The organism is Candidatus Microthrix subdominans (assembly GCA_016719385.1).
Lineage (GTDB): Bacteria > Actinomycetota > Acidimicrobiia > Acidimicrobiales > Microtrichaceae > Microthrix > Microthrix subdominans.
Genome location: JADJZA010000011.1, coordinates 158,489 through 179,169, shown reverse-complemented (window position 1 = coordinate 179,169; position 20,681 = coordinate 158,489). Strand labels below are relative to the sequence as shown.

General features: G+C 70.2%; 21 protein-coding genes and 1 riboswitch. Of the genes, 5 read left to right on the top strand and 16 right to left on the bottom strand.

Annotation, left to right across the window (positions count from 1 at the left end):
- Nucleotides 1–63 precede the first annotated feature (63 nt).
- From IPN02_19675 to IPN02_19650, 6 genes are all read right to left on the bottom strand, one after another.
- Nucleotides 64–2,457, bottom strand: coding sequence for a phenylalanine--tRNA ligase subunit beta (locus IPN02_19675; protein ID MBK9299000.1), 2,394 nt, complete (start codon nucleotides 2,455–2,457; stop codon nucleotides 64–66).
- Nucleotides 2,458–2,626: 169 nt separating this feature from the next.
- Nucleotides 2,627–3,655, bottom strand: coding sequence for a phenylalanine--tRNA ligase subunit alpha (gene pheS / locus IPN02_19670; GenBank protein MBK9298999.1), 1,029 nt, complete (start codon nucleotides 3,653–3,655; stop codon nucleotides 2,627–2,629).
- A 64-nt stretch (nucleotides 3,656–3,719) separates the two neighbouring features.
- The gene (locus IPN02_19665) at nucleotides 3,720–4,526 is read right to left on the bottom strand and encodes an RNA methyltransferase (GenBank protein MBK9298998.1); all 807 of its coding nucleotides are present in this window, start codon (nucleotides 4,524–4,526) and stop codon (nucleotides 3,720–3,722) included.
- Between the two features lie 35 nt (nucleotides 4,527–4,561).
- The gene (gene rplT / locus IPN02_19660) at nucleotides 4,562–4,957 is read right to left on the bottom strand and encodes a 50S ribosomal protein L20 (GenBank protein ID MBK9298997.1); all 396 of its coding nucleotides are present in this window, start codon (nucleotides 4,955–4,957) and stop codon (nucleotides 4,562–4,564) included.
- Nucleotides 4,958–5,024: 67 nt separating this feature from the next.
- On the bottom strand, nucleotides 5,025–5,222 hold the full coding sequence (gene rpmI / locus IPN02_19655; GenBank protein ID MBK9298996.1) for a 50S ribosomal protein L35: 198 nt from the start codon (nucleotides 5,220–5,222) through the stop codon (nucleotides 5,025–5,027).
- Nucleotides 5,223–5,327: 105 nt separating this feature from the next.
- Nucleotides 5,328–6,050 (bottom strand): translation initiation factor IF-3, encoded by a 723-nt coding sequence (locus tag IPN02_19650; protein MBK9298995.1) that lies wholly within the window; start codon nucleotides 6,048–6,050, stop codon nucleotides 5,328–5,330.
- A gap of 356 nt (nucleotides 6,051–6,406) precedes the next feature.
- On the opposite strand from IPN02_19650, the gene IPN02_19645 reads away from it, so the two are divergent.
- Both IPN02_19645 and IPN02_19640 read left to right on the top strand, forming a co-directional pair.
- Nucleotides 6,407–7,078, top strand: a complete 672-nt coding sequence (locus IPN02_19645; protein MBK9298994.1) for a hypothetical protein — start codon at nucleotides 6,407–6,409, stop codon at nucleotides 7,076–7,078.
- Between the two features lie 19 nt (nucleotides 7,079–7,097).
- Complete coding sequence (locus tag IPN02_19640; protein ID MBK9298993.1) at nucleotides 7,098–7,373, top strand: hypothetical protein; 276 nt, start codon at nucleotides 7,098–7,100, stop codon at nucleotides 7,371–7,373.
- A 3-nt stretch (nucleotides 7,374–7,376) separates the two neighbouring features.
- Here the strand turns inward: IPN02_19640 and hisC are convergent, their stop codons facing one another.
- Genes hisC through IPN02_19625 form a run of 3 tightly spaced genes read right to left on the bottom strand, consistent with a single transcriptional unit; the run spans nucleotide 7,377 to nucleotide 11,161 of the window.
- Nucleotides 7,377–8,447, bottom strand: coding sequence for a histidinol-phosphate transaminase (hisC, locus tag IPN02_19635; GenBank protein ID MBK9298992.1), 1,071 nt, complete (start codon nucleotides 8,445–8,447; stop codon nucleotides 7,377–7,379).
- Between the two features lie 12 nt (nucleotides 8,448–8,459).
- Nucleotides 8,460–10,184, bottom strand: a complete 1,725-nt coding sequence (locus IPN02_19630) for a hypothetical protein (protein MBK9298991.1) — start codon at nucleotides 10,182–10,184, stop codon at nucleotides 8,460–8,462.
- Nucleotides 10,181–11,161, bottom strand: a complete 981-nt coding sequence (locus IPN02_19625) for a 3-deoxy-7-phosphoheptulonate synthase (GenBank protein ID MBK9298990.1) — start codon at nucleotides 11,159–11,161, stop codon at nucleotides 10,181–10,183. Before IPN02_19625 ends, IPN02_19630 begins: the two co-directional genes overlap by 4 nt.
- Nucleotides 11,162–11,440: 279 nt before the next feature.
- Between IPN02_19625 and IPN02_19620 the strand changes: the two genes are divergently transcribed.
- The gene (locus IPN02_19620; protein ID MBK9298989.1) at nucleotides 11,441–11,620 is read left to right on the top strand and encodes a hypothetical protein; all 180 of its coding nucleotides are present in this window, start codon (nucleotides 11,441–11,443) and stop codon (nucleotides 11,618–11,620) included.
- Complete coding sequence (locus tag IPN02_19615) at nucleotides 11,617–11,952, top strand: hypothetical protein (protein MBK9298988.1); 336 nt, start codon at nucleotides 11,617–11,619, stop codon at nucleotides 11,950–11,952. The genes IPN02_19620 and IPN02_19615 overlap by 4 nt, the downstream gene beginning before the upstream one ends.
- Nucleotides 11,953–11,964: 12 nt before the next feature.
- On the opposite strand, the gene IPN02_19610 is transcribed toward IPN02_19615, so the two are convergent.
- The 7 genes from IPN02_19610 to IPN02_19580 all read right to left on the bottom strand — a co-directional run bounded on the left by IPN02_19610 (nucleotide 11,965) and on the right by IPN02_19580 (nucleotide 18,572).
- A complete protein-coding gene (locus IPN02_19610) occupies nucleotides 11,965–12,411 on the bottom strand; it encodes an SRPBCC family protein (GenBank protein ID MBK9298987.1) in 447 nt (148 codons plus the stop codon).
- A 65-nt stretch (nucleotides 12,412–12,476) separates the two neighbouring features.
- Nucleotides 12,477–14,156, bottom strand: a complete 1,680-nt coding sequence (locus tag IPN02_19605; protein MBK9298986.1) for an iron ABC transporter permease — start codon at nucleotides 14,154–14,156, stop codon at nucleotides 12,477–12,479.
- Nucleotides 14,153–15,292 (bottom strand): thiamine ABC transporter substrate-binding protein, encoded by a 1,140-nt coding sequence (locus tag IPN02_19600; protein ID MBK9298985.1) that lies wholly within the window; start codon nucleotides 15,290–15,292, stop codon nucleotides 14,153–14,155. The genes IPN02_19605 and IPN02_19600 overlap by 4 nt, the downstream gene beginning before the upstream one ends.
- The gene (locus tag IPN02_19595) at nucleotides 15,289–16,119 is read right to left on the bottom strand and encodes a thiamine diphosphokinase (GenBank protein ID MBK9298984.1); all 831 of its coding nucleotides are present in this window, start codon (nucleotides 16,117–16,119) and stop codon (nucleotides 15,289–15,291) included. Before IPN02_19595 ends, IPN02_19600 begins: the two co-directional genes overlap by 4 nt.
- A riboswitch (TPP riboswitch) is annotated at nucleotides 16,103–16,214 on the bottom strand. It overlaps the preceding gene by 17 nt.
- A gap of 42 nt (nucleotides 16,215–16,256) precedes the next feature.
- A complete protein-coding gene (locus IPN02_19590; GenBank protein MBK9298983.1) occupies nucleotides 16,257–17,411 on the bottom strand; it encodes an acyl-CoA dehydrogenase family protein in 1,155 nt (384 codons plus the stop codon).
- A complete protein-coding gene (locus IPN02_19585; protein MBK9298982.1) occupies nucleotides 17,411–17,812 on the bottom strand; it encodes a hypothetical protein in 402 nt (133 codons plus the stop codon). The genes IPN02_19590 and IPN02_19585 overlap by 1 nt, the downstream gene beginning before the upstream one ends.
- Before the next feature lie 76 nt (nucleotides 17,813–17,888).
- Nucleotides 17,889–18,572, bottom strand: a complete 684-nt coding sequence (locus IPN02_19580; GenBank protein MBK9298981.1) for an alpha/beta hydrolase — start codon at nucleotides 18,570–18,572, stop codon at nucleotides 17,889–17,891.
- Between the two features lie 391 nt (nucleotides 18,573–18,963).
- Here IPN02_19580 and IPN02_19575 point away from each other — a divergent pair, with 391 nt between their 5' ends.
- Nucleotides 18,964–20,616 (top strand): acyl-CoA dehydrogenase family protein, encoded by a 1,653-nt coding sequence (locus IPN02_19575; GenBank protein ID MBK9298980.1) that lies wholly within the window; start codon nucleotides 18,964–18,966, stop codon nucleotides 20,614–20,616.
- The last annotated feature ends 65 nt before the right edge of the window (nucleotides 20,617–20,681 follow it).

The following is a 20,681-nucleotide window of genomic DNA, read 5'->3' as shown; positions in this document are numbered from 1 at the left end:
AGCGCTGGGCCGGTCTCAACTCCGGAGAGCCGTGCTGCCTCAGCTCCGGAGAGCTGTGCTGCCTCAGCTCCGGAGAGCTGCCCCCAGCGACTCGGCGGCATCGATCAGGGCGGCCCGGGCAGCGGTGACCTCGTCGTCGCTCAGCGTGTGATCGGGAGCGCGCAGCACCACCGACCAGGCCAGCGACTTGTTGCCCTCGCCGATGGCATCGCCTCGGAACTCGTCGAACAGCTCCAAGCGCTCGAGGAGGTCGCCCCCGGCCCCGGTCAGCGCCGAGCGGAGACGACCGGCCGGGATGGTCTCGTCGAGCACGAAGGCCAGGTCCATGACCGCCACGGGGTAGTGGCTGACCGGCCGGGCCAGCGCCGGTGGGTGCGGTAGGGCGAGCAGGGCACGCAGGTCGAGGCGCAACCAGGCCACCCGTTCGTTGACCTCCGCAGCGGCGAGCACCGCCGGGTCAACCTCGCCCACCTCCCCGACGACCACCCCGTCGACGGCGACGGTCGCCGAGCGGGTGGGGTGCAACCCTCCGGACAGCGCGCCGCTGTGCTGATCGAGTTCGGGGGCGCCGAAGCCCAGCGAGTCCAACAGCACGCCCAGCAGCTCAACCGCCTCGGGAGCGGCGGCCCCGCCGAGGGCGGCGCCCAGGTCGGTGCGCTCACCGACGAGCACCGTGTCGGCGGCCAGCGGGTCGTCAACCACCGAGCGTCCGGGGAACACGGTGCCGATCTCGAAGATACACAGCCCGGTGGAGCGGGCCCTGGCGTTGGCTCCCAGGGTGTCGACCAGTCCGGGGAGCAGCGAGGGCCGCAGCACCGACTGCTCGGCCACCAGCGGATTGACCACGCTGGGCGCGCCCAGCTCGGCCAGCCCGAAGCGGTCGAGGTCGGCGGCGGACAGGAACGGCAGCGGCGCCACCTCGGTGAGGCCCCGGCCCACCAGCGTGCGGCGCAGCATCCGCGTGTCGGCCTGGGAGGGGCTGAGCGCCCCGACGAACGCCGAGGTGACCGTCGCCCGGGGGAAGGTGTTGTAGCCCTCGAGGCGGGCCACCTCCTCGATCAGGTCGATCTCGCCGGTGGCGTCCGGGCGCCACGATGGCACGGTGACCTCCAGCGACCCGACCTCGTGTGTGGCGACCTCGAAGCCGATCGAACGCAGGTGCTCGGCGATGCGTCCGGCGTCGAGCGACCCCCCGGTGATGCGGTTCACCTGGGCGGTCCGCAACGTGATCACCGTGGGCTCGGGGGCAATGCCCGCCTCGTCGATCACGCCGGGGTGAAGCTGGGCGCCGGCGTGGTCGACCAGCAACTGCGCACCGCGGCGCGCGGCCAGCGGCGCCATTCCCACGTCGGCGCCCCGTCGGTAGCGGGTGCCGGCTTCGGAGTACACGTTGAGCCGATCGCTGCTCACCTGGATGCGCTCGGGCCGCCACCAGGCCAGCTCCAGGAGGACGTCGGTGGTCGAGGGGCTGATCTCGGTCGATGCTCCACCCATCACCCCGGCGATGCCCACCGCCGTGCCGGTGCCGTCAGCGATCACGCCGTCGCCGGCGGTCAGCGTGCGGGTGACCCCGTCCAGGGTCTCGATCGTTTCGCCGTCGCGCCCGTCGCGCACCACCAGCTCGCCGTCCGGCACCTTGGCCAGGTCGTAGGTGTGGCTGGGCTGGCCCAGCTCCAACATGACGTAGTTGGACACGTCGACCACCGCCGAGATCGGTCGCATGCCGGCGGCGATCAGGCGCTGGGCCATCCACCGAGGCGACTCGGCCGCCGGGTCGATGCCCGACAGCACCCGGGCGACGAAGCGCCCGCACAGGTCGACGTCATCGATGCGCACCGACGCCAGCTCGGCCGCATCGGTGCCCGACGTGGCCACCCGCGGGTCGGGCAGGGCGAAGGGCACCCCGAAGTAGGCGGCCAGGTCGCGGGCCACCCCGGCCATCGACAGCGCGTCGGGGCGGTTGGCCTCCACCTCCAGCTCGATGACCACCTCGGCGCTCAGGCCGAGCGCCTCGCCCACCGGGGCGCCGAGGGGCAGGTCGCCGCTCAGGTGCAGGATGCCCTCGTGGTCGTCGCCGAGGCCCAGTTCCTTGGCCGAGCTGAGCATGCCGTTGGACCATTCGCCGCGCATCTTGCGGCGGGCGATCTCCATGCCGTCTGGCATCACCGTGCCGATCGTCGCCAGCGGCACCAGGATGCCCGGCTCCAGGTTGGAGGCGCCGCAGGCGATCTGCAGCGCCTCCCCGTCGCCGGCGTCGACGTCGACCAGGCGGATGCGGTCGGCGTCGGGGTGGGCCCGGACGTCGAGCACCTTGGCGACGACGACGCCCTCCAGGTCGGAGCCGACCGTCTCGATCGACTCGACCGACAGGCCCAGGCTGCCGCACGCCTCGGCGATCAGCGCCGGGTCGTCGGGCAGGTCGGCGAACTCGGACATCCAGGACAGAACGACTCGCACTAGTTCACTCCAGTGTCGACATCATGCACGCGGGAACCCCACAGGTTCACCGCAGCATTGCGGGTGGTTGGATCGATCAACGTGACGGGAGGACCCGCAACGCAGCGCCCGACTCCAGGGTGGGGTCGAGTGAGACTCTCGGCATGGGTCACAACGGCGCTCGCCAAGATCAGAACTGAGACAGGAAGCGCACGTCGTTGGCGACGAACTCGCGGATGTCGGGCACGTCGTGGCGCATTTTCGCCAGCCGGTCGATGCCAAAGCCAAAGGCGAAGCCGGACCAGATCTCGGGGTCGATCCCCCCGTTGCGCAGGACGGTCGGGTGCACCATGCCGCAGCCGCCGATCTCCAGCCAGTCCCCGCCGGCGGTTCGCATATCCACCTCGGCCGACGGCTCGGTGAAGGGGAAATAGCTCGGCCGGAACCGGGTCTCGAACTCGGTGCCGAAGTAGGTCTTGATGAACGTATCGATCGTCCCGGCCAGATGCCCCAGCGTGATGTCGCGGTCGATCACCAGCCCCTCCAGCTGGTGCAGGGCGGCCAGGTGCGTGGCGTCGGTGCGCTCGTTGCGGTACACCCGGCCCGGCATGATGGCGTAGATCGGTGGTCCGCCGCGCTCGGCGGTGACCGCCCGCATGTGACGGATCTGGACCGGCGACGTGTGGGTGCGCAGCACGTAGTCGCCCGGCCCGCCCAGATCGAGATGGAACGTGTCGTGCATGCCCCGGGCCGGATGATGGGGCGGGATGTTGAGGGCGCCGAAGTTGAACCAGTCGGTCTCCAGGTCGGGGCCCTCGGCCACCTCGAAGCCCAGCCCGATGAAGATGTCCTCCAGCCGCTCGCGGGTGGCGGTCACCGGATGCACGTGGCCACGGTCGACCGGCCCGACGAAGCGGGTGAGGTCGAGCGCTTCGGCCTCCATGCTCGCCCGATGCTCGGCGGCGGCGAGCTCGGACCGGCGGGCCCCGATCGCCGCCCCCAGCGCCTCGCGCGTGGCGTTGAACGCAGCACCGGCCTCGCGACGCTGGTCGGGTTCGAGCGAGCCGAGCGACCGGCGGGCCATCGACAGCTCCGACTTCTTGCCCAGCAGCGTCGTTTCCAACGCCGTCAGCTCGGCGAGCGTCGCCACGGCGTCGACGGCCTCGACACCCGCTTGCGCAATTCGTGTGGCGGCGATCTGGGTGGCCTCGACGGTCATGTCCTCATCTTCGCGGTTGTGCGGGCCCGGGCCGAATTCGTTCGACGGGCGCCTGCCGGGCGGTTCAGGCGATCCGGGCCTGGCGTGCCGCCTCGAATGCGATGACGGCTGCGGCGGACGCCACGTTGAGCGACTCCACCCCCGAGGCCATCGGGATCGACACGCGGTCGGGAAACTCGGCGAGCAGGGCGGCGTCGACACCTTGGCCCTCCGAACCCATCACCAGGGCCGTCGGGGCAGACCAGTCGATCTCGTCGGGGGCGGGACCACCGGGAGCGGCGGCCACGATCGCCACGCCGGCGTCGCGCAGCCGGCGCAGCTCGGCGAGCAATTCGTCGGTCTCGGCCACCGGGTAACGCAGCGCCCAGCCGGTCGAGGCCCGAAGCGCTTTGGGGCCCCATGGGTCGGCCGAGTTGCGGTCGCACACCATGCCCGGGCTTCCCGCCGCAGCGGCCACCCGAACCAGGGCGCCGACGTTGCCGGGGTCCTGGACGCCGGCGGCGATCAGCAGAGGCGCCCCGCCGTTGCTCGACGTCGCCAGCTCCGCCGGATCGTGCTCGGGTCGGGGCACCAGCGCCACCACGCCCTGAGGTGTCGTGGAGTCCAGCACCTTGTCGAGCACGCCGGTGCGCACCGCCTCGAGTGGCACTCCTGCCCGGTCGGCGACGGCGATCAGGTTGGCGACTGCCTCGTTGCTCGCCGAACCGATGTCGTAGAGCATCCGCTGCACCGGAGATCCGGCCTCGAGCAGCTCGAGGAGCACCTTGGGGCCTTCGACGACGACGACGCCGCTGTCACGACGCGAGCTGCGACGCCCCAAAAGGCGTCGCAGCTCGATGATCAGTGAGTGTTTGGCCCCGATGGTCCGCACTTCGGCGGCCCGCTGGGGGTCGACCGGGGACGACCTCAGGAGGCGGCCTGGTCGGCGCCGTCTGCGCTGTCCGCCTGATCGTTGGCGGCCTTGGCCACACCGACGAGGGCGGCGAACGCTGCCGGCTCGTGGACGGCCAGGTCGGCGAGGACCTTGCGGTCCACCTCGACCTCGGCGGTCTTCAGCCCGGCGATGAAGCGTGAGTAGCTCATGCCCTCGGCGCGGCACCCGGCGTTGATCCGCTGGATCCACAGCTTGCGAAACTCGGCCTTGCGGGCCCGGCGGTCACGGTAGGCGTATTGCCCGGCGTGCATGACCGACTCGTTGGCCGCCTTGAAGGTCCTACTACGGTTTCCGTAGTGGCCCTTGGCCCGCTCCATGACGGTACGGCGCTTCTTGCGGGCATGGACAGATCTCTTGACACGTGCCACGGCGGTGCTCCTTCTCTCTCGAACTAGGGGGAAAACAATGGGGCCGAGGCCCCGGACTACTCAGCGATCAGCGCTTGCCCAGCAGGCGCAGCGCCCTGTCACGATCGCCGCCGGTGACCTCGGCCTCGTTGGCAAGGCGGCGCTTGCGGCCTGAGCTCTTCTTCTGCAACAGGTGGTTCTTGCCCTGGTGCCGGCGCATGATCTTGCCCGACCCGGTGACCTTGAACCGGGCCTTGGCGCCGCGGTGCGTCTTCATCTTCGGCATGACGATTGCTCCTTCCGGCGCTTGGCCGGTTCGTCGCCCGTCGGTAGACGGGCGGCTCTTACTCGGGGATGTTCCTGCGAAGTGGTCGGCGGTGGCCGGCGCTCCTCAGGACTCGGTGGCTGCGGTCTCGACCTCAGCCGCAACGGCTGAGGCCTCGTTCGATTCGGTCGGCTCCGGCGCCTGCGCCTCGGTGCCGGCCTCGGTCGACTCCGGGGCCTCAGCCTCGGGTGCGCCCTCGGGCTGCGCGATCGGTGCGGCCACCTCGGCCTCTGCCCTGGCTTGGGCGGCTGCGTCGTGCTCGGCCTTCTTCAGCTCAGCGGCATAGGCCGCCTGCGCCTTCTTGTCGGGGCCCAGCACCATGGTCATGTTCCGACCGTCCTGACGGGGCGGGTTCTCCACCCGTGCCAGGTTCTTCAACTGGTCGGCGATGCGGTTCAAGATCTTCATCCCCAGCTCGGGGTGTTGCATCTCTCGACCACGGAACATGATCGTGATCTTCACCTTGTGTCCCTCTTCGAGGAACTCGGTGACCTTGCGGGTCTTGGTGTCAAAGTCGCCGATCCCGATCTTGGGGCGGTACTTCATCTCCTTGACCACGATGTTGGTCGACTTCTTGCGTGACTCCTTGGCCCGCTGTTGCTCCTCGTACTTGAACTTTCGATAGTCCATGATGCGGACCACCGGTGGTTTGGCCTTGTCGGCTACTTCCACCAGATCCAGGTCCCGATCACGGGCGAGGTTCAAGGCTTCGGGCAAGGGACGGATACCGAGTTGTTCGCCATCGAGATCGATGACCCGCACCTCGCGGGCCCTGATCCGGTCGTTGATCCGTGGTTCGTCTGCTGGCGGTGCTATGACCGATCACTCCTCAAGTGCACGTCCTTTCGAAACGTCTGCAGTTCTGCATTTCTCTGGATGCGGCCACCGAGGTGGCCGGCCCACGCACCCCGCTGTTGCGGAGGGCGGCGCAGTAGGTTCTTTGGATGTCCTCGGAGCCTGGGCGCCTGCAAAGAAACCGCGCCGTCGGGCTCGACAAGGCCGAGATCCGTTGGTTCGACCCGGGCAGCTCACTCGCTTCCCAGGTGGGGGCAAGCCCCGCTTCGTTGTAGTGAGGGCGTTACCCTACCAGCCGCCCAGTGACGCCAACCACCCCCGGGGTGACCGACGCCCCAGCCTGACGCAGGGTGGCCTCGCGGCGTACCCTCGGGTTTCCTCGCGATGGCCGACGCTGCGGCGCCACCATCGTCTCATCGGCCATCCCCTCGGGAGTCATCACCATGCCCAGCCTCTGGACGCCGGACGGCGAACGTAACGTCGAGCGCGAGAGCCCAGCTCCCGCCGCCGAGCCCACCGCCTCGACCCCACCGCCCGCCGGCGGGCCGGGCGCAGCCCCGGCCGGAGGGGACGACATGGCCCTGAGCGCCACCGAGCTGAAGGCGCAGGCCGAACAGCTGGGCATCGATCTCGATTCGCTCAGCCCCGAGGAGCGGGCTCAGGCCGAGGCCGCCGTCGTCGAGATGGCCGCCACCCGCGCCCGCCTGGCCGAAACACCCGCAGCCGAGGTGATCGCCAACCACCTGATGGGCTTCTACGAACTCGGCGCGATCCACCTCAGCCGCCAGCCACCGGCCTTTGAGGACGCTGCCCTCGCCATCGACGCCTTGCGGGCCGTGCTCGAACGGGTCGGCGACCGGCTCGGCGAGGCCGGCGCAGTGCTCAACCAGGCGCAGACGCAGATTCAGATGGCCTTCGTGCAGGTCAAGGACCAGCACGCCGCCGCAACGTCCGGCACCGCTGCGGGCGACGCTGCCGGTGGCGGCGAGGCTCCCGATGCTTCCGGCTCCGGCGACGCCTGAGCCTCGCCAAGCCATTCAGATGAGCGACGCACCGACGCCGTTTCCGCCGACCGGGCCCCAGCACGGCACGGTCGACACCTTCGACTCTCACGCCTGCCTGGGCACGATCGTCGATTCGGCCGAGCGCCGGTGGCCGTTCCAGTGCACCTCGCTCGTCGACGGCAGCCGTGAGGTCGACCCCGGCACCCCGGTCACCTTCGTCGTCGCCCGCCGCCACGGTGGCACGTTCGAGGCCGACCTGATCGCTCCAATTCTGCCTGCCGATGAATCCGAGCAGCTCGAAGAGAAGCGCTGAGCCCTAGCTCGGCGGCGCCAATGCCGCCAGGATGCGGTCGGTGTCGGCCGCCGTGCCCACCGTCAGCCGCACGCCGACATCGGGGAACACCCGGGCGATGATGCCCGCGGCCTCCAGCCGGTCGCCCACGTCGACGGAGCGCTCCCCCACGCCGAACCAGACGAAGTTGGCCTGGCTGTCGGGCAGGTTCCATCCGGCGCCGTTCAGCCCCTCGATCAGCCGTGATCGTTCGGCGATCACCTCGGCGACCGCCGCCTCCATCGCCGCTCGCTCCCCGAGCGCCGCCAGAGCGGCCGCCTGGGCCGGGGCCGACACCGAGAAGGGCAGCCTCACCGCATCGAGGGCGGCGATCACCGTCGGTGAGCCCAGCGCGTAGCCAATCCGCAGCCCGGCCAGGCCCCACGCCTTGGAGAACGTTCGCAGCACCACCAGGTTGGGGTACTCGCTGAGCAGCTCGACGCCGTCGGGCACGTCGGGATCGGTCACGAATTCGTGGTACGCCTCGTCGAGCACAACCAGCGTCTCGCTGGCGACGCCGTCGAGCACCTTGCGCACGTCGTCGGTCCGCCAGGCGGTGCCGGTGGGGTTGTTGGGGTTGGCGATCAACACCAGCCGGGCGTCGCTGCCGTTGGCTGCGCTGACAAACCCCTCGGGGTCCAACGACGCGTTGACGTTGGGCACGGCTGCCGAGGAGGCCCCGGACAGGCGGATCAGCTGCGGATAGGCCTCGAAGGATGGCGAGCCGTGCACCACGTGATCACCCGCCGAGCTGGTGGCCCCCACCGCTTCGGCGATCAGGGCCACCGAGCCGCCGCCCAGGCACACCTGGTCGGCCCCCAGACCGTGGTGGGAGGCGAGCGCCTGGCGCAACGCCCCGGAGACCGGATCCGGGTAGCGATTGGCTCCCGCCGCAGCGGCCGCAGCCGCGGCCACGGCGGCCACCGCCGGCGCCGCCGACAGCTCGTTGGACGACAGCTTCACCACGTCGCTACCGGTCGCCGATCGCCCTGGCCGATAGGGCGCACCGGCGTGCACCTGCGTTCGGAACCTCGGGCCGGCCACTCCGTCAGCCACGTCGGGACCCGCTCATTGCGCTGGGGACGCGCTCTCGACCGGCGACGTCGCTGAACCATTGGGGGGCGTCGCAGCGCGCGGCACCGAGAACCGCACCGTCGGCTCGGGGCTGAGTAGGTGAGTCAACCGGTCGGCCCAGGGTTCGACCACCGATTCGGGGCTGTGGTCGGTCCGTACCCGGGCCTCGACGGTCACGCGGGTGAGCCCATCGGCCTCGTAGGTATCGGTCACCTCGACCGACTCGACCGCCGCCGGCGCCAGCGAGGTCACCGCTGCAGCCAGGTCGACGTTGGGGCAGTCGCCCACCGGCCAGTCGACGCCGACGACCAGCCGGTATCGGGCCAGGTGCTCGGCGCTCCAAGCATCGAGCTCGGCCCCGGTGACCGTGGCGTGGTTGTGCACCCGCAACGACACCGGACCCACCCGGGCGTCCACCCCGATCCCGGCCAGGTACTCCTCCGCCCACGGCGAGTCGACGACCACTGCCCCGTTGGGCGTTACAACCAGGCGATCGTCGAGCTGCAGCTGATCATCATCCGCGCCGATCACCCGCCCGACGTGGGTGGGAGCGCCGCCCGACAGCCGGCGGATGCCGACGAGCGAAGCGTCCCGCGAGGCCGCAACCAGGTCCCGCTCGGTACTGCGCACCGCCTCGACAGCACCCTCGGATCCCTGGGCCAGCGTCCGTCGAAACCAGGTGGGCAGGCCCCGGGCCACGCGGTCCAGCTCGTCGATCAAGCCAGCGGTGTCGGCACCAGCGGATGGATCGACCCGTCGAGCCAGGTCGGCGACGGCCCGATGCAGGCTCTGTCGCACCAGCGGGTCGGTGCGCGAGGCGTTCAGCTGGGCGCTGGCCACCTGTTCGTAGCGCACGGTGTCGTAGGTGCGGGCCACCAGGGCGGCGAGCAGCTGGAAGGTGGGGGTCCGCACCTCCCACAACAGCTCGAGTGGCACGCCGGAGTCGACCAGCGCCGCACCCAGCGACAACAGCACGAACTCGCTCACACCCTCCACCCAGGCCATCGCCCGGTCGTGATCGGTCGGGCTGAGCAGGATCGGCCGCATGCCGACCTCGCCAAGTAGCGCCAGGGTGGCGGCGGCAAGGCCGTCCTCGAGCGCGCGTTCGTGGTCGACACCGTGCTCCGAGTCCACGGTCGGCTCGAGGTCGACAGCGTGCTCGGGGTCGAGGCAGACGACCGCCGTGTGGCCAACCGCCGACGCGGTGTCGGGACCGACCAGGACGTGCAGCCCCACGATCGAGTCGGGGGCGGCACGACCAGCAAACGCCTCGGCGGCGGCCACCTGGGCGGCGGTGAACACCAGCAGCGGCGGCAGGGCCGCTGCTCGGCCGGACAGCGAACCGACGGACAGGGCGCCGGCGACCTGAGCCAGACCGTCGGAGGCCACGGTGATCCACACCTGGTCGGCTGCGGCGGCCAGCGCGGCCAGTGGAACCCCGTCGTCGGTGGTCTCGGCGCCGTCATCGGCCACGTTGAGGTGCACCGCCTTGACGGTCGGGCCGCCCGGGCGCATGGGGGGAAGCCGGTATTCGACGTCCGGATCGGTGTCGGCGATGACGATGTGGCTCGGGGTTGCGCCTCCGCCGAGCGGCGCCATGGGGCCGAGGTGCTCGGCCACCCAATGTCCGGTCACGCCGGCGCCGCCCACCACGAGCAGGGTGCCCTGCGCCAGCCCTCCGCCCGCCGGGGGGCCGGTGCTGGTGGAGGTGGCGCTCACCTGTCGTGCCCGAGCGCAGCCAGCACCACCGGAGCTTCCGCCAGCCGCGTGGCGTGAACCTCGATGTCGAAGCCGGCGAGATGCGATCCCGCAGCGCCGACCACCGCGGACAGCCCCTTGGTGCGTTCGACCGCCGTTGCGCTGTCGACCGCACCGCCGTCGGGGTCGGCCAGCTCGGCGGTCGGGTTGCCCACCCACGTGGTGCCGGGACGCACGGCTGCGACACCGCCGACCAGCTCGGATAATTCCTCGACCTCGTCGCCCGCCGGTGTGAGTGACACGATCACCCGGCCCGGGCTGCGCAGACGGTCGATCGTCTCGAGCACCTCGAGCAGTTGCTCCGAGTCGATGCCCGCCTCCGCCTGAACCAGCACCGGGTTGTCCATCCGGGCCAACAGGTGCACCTGGTGGCTGTCCGGCACCAGCTCGGATGCTCGGGCGACCAGCAGATGGGCGTCGAGCAGCGCCCGGGTGCCGTCGGGCGCCAGGTCGGGGGTGAGGCGGCTGGAGAAGTACAGCGACGCCCGTTGGATTTGGGTGTAGACGTCGGGGTCGACCCCGCAGGCCTCGATGAACGCCAGGTCACGGCGCAGGTTGCCACGAACCTGGGTCCAGCGAGCGGTAACCGTCCGGTCTCCCCCGTCGGCGTCCAGCCAACGCTCCGACTGGTCGAACGCCGAGAAGCCGCTGGCGACCAGCGCACGCAGCAGGTTGGCTCGCGCCGAGCCGTCGGACGTATCGCCCGGGGAACCGTCGGCGTTGGGGTCGACGCCCAACTCGATCACCTTGAGGGTGCGGCGCCCCTCCTCCGACATCGAGGTACCGGTCAGTGCCAACACCAACCCCAGCGCAGCTTCGAGGTGCTCGGGCTGGACGACCGGTCCCCTCACCGCAGCGCGCAGAAACCGGCTGTCTCGACGGGCGAGCGCATCGGTGTCGCTGCGAAATCGGTCCAGTTCGTTGGTGACGACCAGCATCGGCTGGACGCTAGTGGTGCCCCTCGCCCGGGGGCACATGCGATCGCCTTGGCCGGTACATCCCTCACCCTTCCCGAAGTCGGGAGCCCAAACAACCGCCAGACCGCCCCCTGCACTCCCCAGTTCCAGGCCCTCCCCCAAGTCGGGAGCCCAAACAACCGCCAGACCGCCCCCTGCACTCCCCGGTTCGCGGCCCTTCCCCAACTGTAAGGGGTCGTCAGCTAGCCACCGAGGCTTTGGTCCTATCGGGTGGTCTGACGCTGCCGGTACTATGTGGTCATGGAACGCAACGTGACAACGGCAGCCGAGATCGAAAGCATGAGCCCGGCCGACCGTCACGCTGACTTCAAATCTTCCATCGTTGCCGATCTTGATACGGCGCCTCAGCAGCTCGTTCAGCAAACCCGAGCCAGGCTGGAACAGATCATCAACGACGCGGAGGCGAAGGCCGCAGGGTGACCTCCGAACGTCGCATCGTTCGGACGCTGCCATCCTTCTTCAACGACGTCGACCGCCAATTTCCACCGGAGCGAGGTTCGAATGGCGAGCCATCGGCGGTCGATTTCCAGTCCTACGATCTCCTTGAGATCGTCGAATTGTTTGCTACCGGCTTCGACGATCTGCCGGAACTCATTGTCGGCCGTCCGGATTATCGGGTGATGATCTCCGCTGGGCGTATGGTCTCCGCCTTCTCGGTCGTCGGCCAGCTGGCGCCCGACGAAGCAATCGAACTCATTGCTCTCGAAGTCGAAAATGATGCGGGTCCTTACGAACCCGAAGAAGGAAGGTAGCGCCGGCTATCGCTAGCCGGCTTCGAGCCAGGCCAGCAGCCTGGGGCGGCTGGCGTCGATCTCCCGCTGCAGCAGCCGCTCGAGCACCGGACCGAACAGCGAGCCGCCGTAGCTGAGGGTCATGTTCATCGTCGACACCTCGGGTTCCAGCTCGTCGATCACCACCGACAGGACCCAAGGGCTGTGGTCACGCCCGTCGTGCTCGCGCCGCTCGAAGCGAACCTCGGAAGGGTCGTCGCACACGGTACGCACCATGCGCAGTCGCTTCGAGCGCTGCAGCGGCCCCACCCGACTGCCCAGGTCGACGATCCATGCCGGGCCCTCGTCGTCGGGGTGAGGCTCGGTCCCCTCCACCCGCTGCACGATGTCGAGCCAGCGCGGGTAGTCATCCAACCGATCGATCCGGGCGAACAGCGTTGCCGGTTTGACGGGGGCGACGACCGCTGCGGTTACCTGCACGGGGGCACCCTATTCATTCCCGTCAGGATGCGACGAACGGCCAAACCCGACCGAGATGCGGTCCTCTACTGATCCAGCCGGGAGCGTTGGGCCAGTCCCTGGGCGGCGACGACGAGCAGACCGCACATCAGGCCGAGGACGGCGGCGACCAGGGTGCCCAGGGCGACCGCCTCCGGCGCCTGGCGGGACAGCAGGCGGCCGACCAAGGTGGGCAGCGTGGGGGCATCACCCCGCACGACGAAGGTCGATGCACCGAACTCCCCCAACGCCACGGCGGCCGACAGCGCCGCCCCTCCCGCAATACCGGTGGCTGCCAGCGGCAACAACACTCGGCGCCAACGCTCAACCTCGCCTGCCCCCAACGTGGCGGCCACCTCCTCGAGGCCCCGGGGGGCGGCGAGCATCACCGGGACGGTCACCCCGACGGCGAAGGGCAGCGCCATCGCCGCCTGCACCAGCACGACTGCGGCGGCGCTCCCCCGCAGGTCGACCGGGCCGATCAGGCCCATCAGCACCACGCCGAGACCGATCGCCGCCGCCGACACGCCCACCGGCAAGGCGACCACGCCCTGGGTGAGCCGGCCCCGACCTGAGCGCAACGCCAGGCCCAGGCCGATCGCCGCCACCGTGCACACCACCGCCACCGCCACCGCGTAGCCCAACGAGCGAGCGACCGCCGGACCCAGCGGCGGAACGCCCCGGGTGCCGTCGCTCCACAAGGCGGCGAAGCGCGCCGGGGTGACCCCGGTGAGCCGTCCGGCGAGGGCGACGAAGGGGGCGACCGTGAACAGTCCCACCAACGCGACGACCCCGGCGACCCAGCCCCACTCGGCGCCTGTGGGCCGGCGGGTGCTGCCGAGCGCCCCGGCGCCGGTTCCCAGACGCCCGCCGGCACCGATTGCACCCGACGAGCCACGTCCCAACGAACCACTCCCCAACGAACCGCCGCCCGGCGAGCGACGGCCCGCAGTGGCGTAGGCAACCCCGACCACCGCGACGAAGCCGGCCTGCACCAGCGCCAGGATGGCGGCACCCCGCAGGTCGAGCAGCTGGGTGCCCAGGTACCAGACCTCGGCATCGAGGGTCGCCCATCGCGGTCCCCCCAACACCAACACGACGCCCAGCGACCCGGCGGTGAGCAAGAAGACGAGGGCGGCCGCCCCGGCGACCGCCGGGAGGATCTGGGGCAGGACGACGGCGGCGCCGCGGCGCCACGCGCCGGCGCCGAGGGTTCGGGCGGTCTCGAGCTGGGCCGACGGCAAGGCTTCCAACCGGGCACCGACGATGGCGACGACGATGATCAGCTCGTAGCTGACGTGGGCGACGACGATCAGTGCCAGCGATCCCGCCGAGCCCGGCGGGGGCGCCAGCGACCCAAGCGGCCCACCTGGACCCAGCAGCGCCAGCACGGCGGCGCCGACCACGACGCTGGGCAAGACGAACGGAGCAGCGATCAGCGCCCGGAGGACGCTGCGGCCCGGGAACCGGAACCGGGCGAGCACGACGGCGATCGGCAGCCCGACCGCCAGGGTGGCGACGGTGGACGCACCCGCTTGGACGAGCGTCACCCAGCCGGTACGGACCAGACGCTGACCGATCGGCACCGTCGAGTCGATCGACCCGGGCACCCCGGTGCGGGCCGCCCAGGTCAGCGTTGCCAGCGGTGCGATCACACCGAGGCCGAGCAGCACCCAAGTTGGCACCTGGGCCAGCGTCGTACGCACACGACCGACGTCGACGCTCACCCGGCGATCGCCCGCCACTGTTCGGTCCAGCGGTCCCGGTTGGCGGCGATCTCGTCGGGATCGAGACGCAGCGGATCGACGGCCTTCACTGCGAAGCGCTCGAACACCTCGGGAGTCTCGACGTCTCGGATCGGGAAAACGAAGTTGGCCAGCGGGATCGAGCGTTGGTTCTCGTCGCTGAGCAGGAAGGCGACGAGCGCACGCGCCGCCTCGGGGCGTTGGGTGCCGGCGAGCACGCCGGCGTACTCGACCTGCTCGGTGCAGGTGGCCTCGATCACCTCGCTCTGCGGTTCGGTGCGCTCGCCCTCGGAGTAGAACACCTCGGCCGGCGGGCTGGACCCATAGGACACGACCAGGGGCCGGTCGCCACCCGACACGGTGTAGGCGGCCTCATAGGCGTCGGACCAGTCGGCGGCCACCCGCACCTCGTTGTCGACCAGGCGCTTCCAGTAGTCCTGCCAGTCGTCCTCGCCGAAGTGGGCGATCGTGCCGAGCACGAACGCAAGCCCCGGCGACGATGCGGCGGCGTTCTGCGTGACCAACAGCCCCCGGTAGCGCTCATCGGTCAGGTCCTCGAGGGAGCTGGGCACCTCGAGGCTGTTCTTGGCAAACCAGGCGGTGTCGGCGTTGACGCACACCTGGCCCGAGTCGATCGCCACCACCGTGTCGCCACCGGGTCCGTCGACCCGGTACTCCTCGGGCACCAGGTCGAGGATCTCCTCGGGCAGCGGCTCGAACAGCTCGGCGTCCAGTGCGCGGGTGAGCAGTGTGTTGTCGACGCCGAAGAGCACGTCGCCCTCCGGGTTGCCGGCCGACAGCACGGCCCGGGCGGTCATCGATCCGGCGTCGCCCTGTTGCAGCACCGAGATCTCCCGATCCTCCTCTTCGGCGAACGTCGCTGCGGCATCCTCGTCGAGCACATAGGCGTCGTAGGTGACCAGCTCGACCGGCCCGTCAGCGTCGGGAGCGGAGGCGCCGTCGGCACCGGTGGCCGAGTCGTCGCCGGCGCAGCCGACGAGGGCCATCGCCAGCACGGCGACGGCCACCAGCGGGCCGCGCAGGCCGACGGCGCGCCGGTTGCCGCAGGGGTCGTTCGGGGACCCGGGGTCTCCGCTCGAATGGAACATCGGGATCATCGCTCTCCTCGGGGGATCGGGCGTGTTGGCGGGACGGCGGCGGCTGACGCAGCCGGGTTCGAACGGTGATCGCGTCGGAACGCGGCCTGGGTTGGGCAGGGCACGTCGTCCGGCGCGGTGACCGGGCCGCCGACGTCCGGGTCATCGGCGTCGGCTCCGGCGGCGCGGGTGGCGGCGTGGCGACCCTCCGCCGCGAGGTCGGGGACGATCACGGCGACCACCCCGTCGGCGACCTCGACGGCAACCGTGGGCGCCTCGGCGCGGTTGGACACGCCGAGGCCCTCGTACGGGTTGAGTGTGGCGTCGGCCAACGGCCAGACCAGGCCGGATGCGGTGACCCCGGTTGCCGACCCGCCAACCGGTACCAGCGACACGGTACGACCGGGCTGGATCGACAGCTCCAGACGTACCCCCGGTGCGACGAGCCACATCAGATCGTCACCCGGGTAGGCCGCCACATCGAGGCCGCGCCGGGCGGCGCCGGCCAGTGCGGCGAGCACGCCGAGCAGGTGGTCGAGTCGGCCACCACCACCGCCGATCACGACCAGCTGCGACGCGCCGAGGGCCTCAGCGCAGGCGATGGCCAACTCCAGATCGGTCTCATCCTTGTCGGCAGGCGACGAGCGCACCTCGACGTTGCGGACGCGGGCAGCCGCCAGCGCGTCGACGGACACCGAGTCGAGGTCGCCGACCACCAGGTCGACGTCCGCCCCCGACGCCACGGCCAGATCGAGGCCGCTATCGGCGGCGATACGCACGATCGGCTCGGCCGGAAGCGCGGGCGGCGCGCTGGGGCCCATGCCCCCGACGTAGATGACAGCGACCATGGCTCCCTCCGCTGGCATTACCCAGTTCAGGTTGCGGGTCGGCGGACTTAATCCGCCCTCTCAGCCCGATCGATCGAGCTCCCCGGTAGGTGTCGGCAACCTAGCTCAGCGTGACCACCGTGACCACCGGTGGCGATTCAGGAGCGAGGCGGTGCGTAGCCATCCATGCGGGCCAACTGCCGCAGCATGACCTCGTCGGCTCCCCCGCCGATCGACCACAGCCGGGCGTCCCGGAAGAACCGGGCGGTCCAGGTCTCCTCCATGAAGCCGATGCCGCCGTGGAACTGCAGGCACCAGTCGGCAACCCGCCGCAGCGATCGGGCGGAGGTCAGCTTGGCGATCGTCGCCAGCCGAGTGACGTCCTCGCCGGCGATCATCGCCGCTGCCGCCCGGTAGTTGAGCGACCGCACCATCTCCATCTCGGCGGTCAGCTCGGCCAGCGTGAACTGCAGGTACTGGTTGGCCGCCAGCGGGGCGCCAAACGCGTTGCGCTCCATCAGGTAGTCGCGGGTGCGTACCAGCGCATGCTCCATCGCCCCGACCGCCTGGTAGGAGGCGACCAGGCGCTCGTTCTGAAACTGCTGCATCTGCTGGGGGAAGCCCCGGCCGATCTCGCCGATCGTGTTGGCGACCGGCACCCGCACCTCGTCGAAGACCAGCTCGGCGGTGTCCGATCCCCGCATGCCCAGCTTGTCCAGCTTGCGGCTCACCGAGAACCCGGCCGCATCGGTGGGGATGATGATCTGGCTGACCCCGCGGGAGCCGCCCTCGTCGGAGGTGCGCACCAGCGCGCACAGCCAGTCGGCCTGGGTGCCGTTGGTGATGTACAGCTTGGCGCCGGAGATGATCCAGTCGTCGCCGTCGCGCGCCGCGCGGGTGGTCAGTGCGGCCACGTCGGAGCCGGCGTCGGGTTCGGTGACCGCAATCGCCGCAACCGCCTCGCCGGTGATGGCCGGCGCCAGGTACTGCTGCTTCAGCTCGGCGGAACCGAACGCCGCCAGCGCCGGGGTGGCCATGTCGGTCTGCACGCCGATCGCCATCGGGATGCCCATCGACTCGGAGCGCCCCAGCTCCTCGAACAGGAGCAGCGTGTACAGGTGGTCGGCCCCGCCGCCGCCATCAGCCTCGTCGTATTCCAAGCCCAGCAGCCCGAGGGCGCCCATCTTGGTGAACAGCTCCTGGGCCGGAAAGGTGCCTTCGGCCTCCCATGTTTCGACGTGGGGGTTGATCTCGGTCTCGACAAATGAGCGGACCGTCGATCGGAACAGCTCGTGCTCCTCGGTGAAGGTGATCATGGCTTGAACACCATGAAGTACAGGGCGATCACCAGCATCAGGTGACAGACACCCGTGCCGGCGGCCAGCTTGGATTTGGCGGAGTCACCGGTTTCGGTCAGCGCCGGACGGACGAGAACCACGCTGACCACCAGCGCCACCAGCCATACGCCAAGGCCACCGGAGATCCACACGTCGGACATCTGGATCGCTTCGTCTGACATGCCGACCATGCCCATGCCGAAGACCCACAGCAGCACCATCGACGGGATCACCATGTACAGGTGCAGCTTGGCGATCTGCGCCGTGGCGCCCGCCCGCTGCAGCGACTGGTACATGAACAGCGGCCCGAAGGCCACCACCGCCGTCAGGATGTGCAGAATGTTGAGGATGTTGTAACCAGTTGAGCCGATTCCCATGGTCGGGATCGTAGTTGCCGCTCACCGCTGATCGACCATCAGAGCGCGCCGACACCGACGCTGACCTCGGGCCAGGTCAGTCCCGATCCTCCGAGATGAACGCCGCCAAGCGGTCGAGCGCGAAGCGTCGCTCCTTCAGCACCGGGACCGCCTGAAACACGTGGGGCATCTTCTCCCACACCTCGAGCGCCACCGGTACCCCGGCGATGGCCATCCGTTGGGCGAGCAGCTCGCCTTCCACGCCGATCAACTCGCTCGTGCCCACCTGGATCAGGGTCGGCGGGAGGCCGCGCAGATCGGCCCACAGCGGCGACGCGCTGGGATCGGCGATGCGATCTTCGGCATAGGCCAGCCCCGACAATTGGATCTGCTCGGCCCGCATCACCACGTCGAGGCCGGCTCGCGCCTCGATCGTCTCCGGGCTGGGCCCGCTCAGGTCCACCCAGGGCGAGATCAAGGCCAGGCGGTCCGGGAGTCGGACGTCCGCGTCCCTGCGATCGACCACCAGCGCGGTGGCCAGGCCCCCACCGGCGCTGTCGCCCGCCACGGCGAACGAACGGCCGGTGTTATGCGTCTGGGTCGCCAGCTGGTCATAGACAACGCGTGCGTCGTCCAACGCCGCCGGATGGCGGTGCTCGGGGGCGAGGCGATAGTCGGGGACGAACGCCCGAAAGCCGGTGCGCACCACCAGCGCACCGACCAACATGCGGTGGGTGTGTGGGCCACCGGCGATGTATCCGCCACCGTGCAGGTACAGCACGGTGCCCGGCCGGGCCCTACCGAACCGCGGCGGATCGTCACGCCACGCACCCGCGGCTGCAGACGAGCCAGCCGGTCGACCGTGCGCCGGATCTCGAGCGGGTCGGTTGCGTATCGAGCCGTGGCCAGCCGCCTCGCCGCCGCATTGACGACCTGCAGCCGACGTCGAGAGGTACGGGCGCGCACCTCCTTGGGGCGCAACGCGGGTGCATCGTCGTCCGTGGGGACCGCCTCCGGCTCCAGCTCCAAATTCGGCTCCGATTCGGGCTCCGGCTCGACGCCTGCGGTCGATTGGTTGACGTCGTCCATGAACTCCTTGCTACAACTTCGGTGGCCGGACCGCCAGCGGTCCACCCCTGCACGCTCCGCCCTGGCACCGTCATACTGCTGTCATGGCCACACATGATGTGACGAACCAGAGCCGGCCGTTGGTCGACTACGACGTCTTCGGCGCCGACCCGGCACTGACCGAGGCGCTGCAGCGCGAGGGGGCGGGCTGGGCGGGACCCGACCTCGAGCGCATCGGAAGGCTCGCCGGCAGCGAGGACGCCCAGGAGTGGGGACGGGCGGCCAACGCCAACCCCCCAGAGCTGTTGACCCACGACCGCTACGGCCAACGCATCGACGAGGTGCGCTTCCATCCCAGCTATCACGAGCTGATGACCGTGGCGATCGGCGAGGGGTTGGGCGCAGCCCCTTGGGCAGAGGACCGCACGGGCGCCCACGTCGCCCGGTGCGCCAAGGTGATCGTCTGGTACCAGACCGACGGTGGCCACATGTGTCCCACCTCGATGACGTATTCGGTCGTCCCGGCGATGCGGAACAATCCCGAGCTGTTCGCCGAGTGGGAGTCCGGCCTGACCGCCGCCAGTTACGACCGTCGGTTCATCTCGGCGGAACAGAAGTCGGGGCTGACCTGTGGCATGGCGATGACCGAGAAGCAGGGCGGCAGCGACGTTCGGGCCAACACGACCACCGCCCGCCATCTCTCCGGTGACGAATACCTGATCACCGGCCACAAGTGGTTCTGTTCGGCGCCGATGAGCGACGGGTTCCTCACCCTCGCCCAGACCGAGGCTGGGCTCACGTGCTTTTTCCTCCCACGCTGGCGGCCCGACGGCACGCGCAACGCCATGGCCATCCAGCGCCTCAAGGACAAGCTGGGCGACCGGTCGAACGCCTCGAGCGAGGTCGAGTTCGACGAAGCCTGGGTGCGTCGCGTGGGCGACGAGGGTCGCGGCGTGGCCACGATCATCGAAATGGTCAACCACACCCGCCTCGACTGTGTGCTGGGGGCGACGGCGATCATGCGCCAGGGAACCGCCCAGGCCATCTGGCACGCCCGTCACCGCAGCGCCTTCGGCCGCACCTTGGTCGATCAACCGCTGATGACGGCGGTGCTGGCCGACCTGGCCCTCGAGTCCGAGGCGGCCACCACGTCGGCGATGTGGCTGGCCGGCCTGTTCGACGCCACCGCTGGCGGTAGGGACTCAGACCGCAACGACGACACGGCTCGACTGCTCACCCGGCTGGCCACGCCGATCCTCAAATACTGGATCTGCAAACGGGCCCCGATGCACGCCGCCGAGGCCCTCGAATGCTTCGGCGGCAACGGCTTTGTTGAGGAATCGCCGATGCCGCGCCTGTTTCGCCAGAGCCCACTGAACGGCGTGTGGGAGGGTTCGGGCAACGTCATCTGCCTCGATGTGCTGCGGGCGATGGCCCGCTCCCCCGAGTCGACCGCCGCCTTCATGTCCGAGCTGCGGGTGACCGCCGAGGCCTCACCCACCATGGCCGCCGCGCTCGGCGAGGTGCAGGCGCTGTTGGACCAGCCCGACGAGCTGGAGCGATCGGCCCGATCGGTCGTCGAGCGCCTGGCCCTCCTGTTGCAGGCGTCCCTGTTGGTCCGCCATGCGCCGTCCGAGGTGGCCGAGGCGTTTATCCAAAGCCGGTTGGGCTCGGGCGGTGGCATTGCGTTTGGCACGCTCTCCCCCGCCGCCGACGCCGGCGCCATCGTCCGCCGGGCGCTCCCCCTGGCCGGCTGAGCCGACCGCCTGATGTCGCACCCTGGCCTGGGCCGCCTCAGCGGCCCGGCCCAGGCAACCGTTCG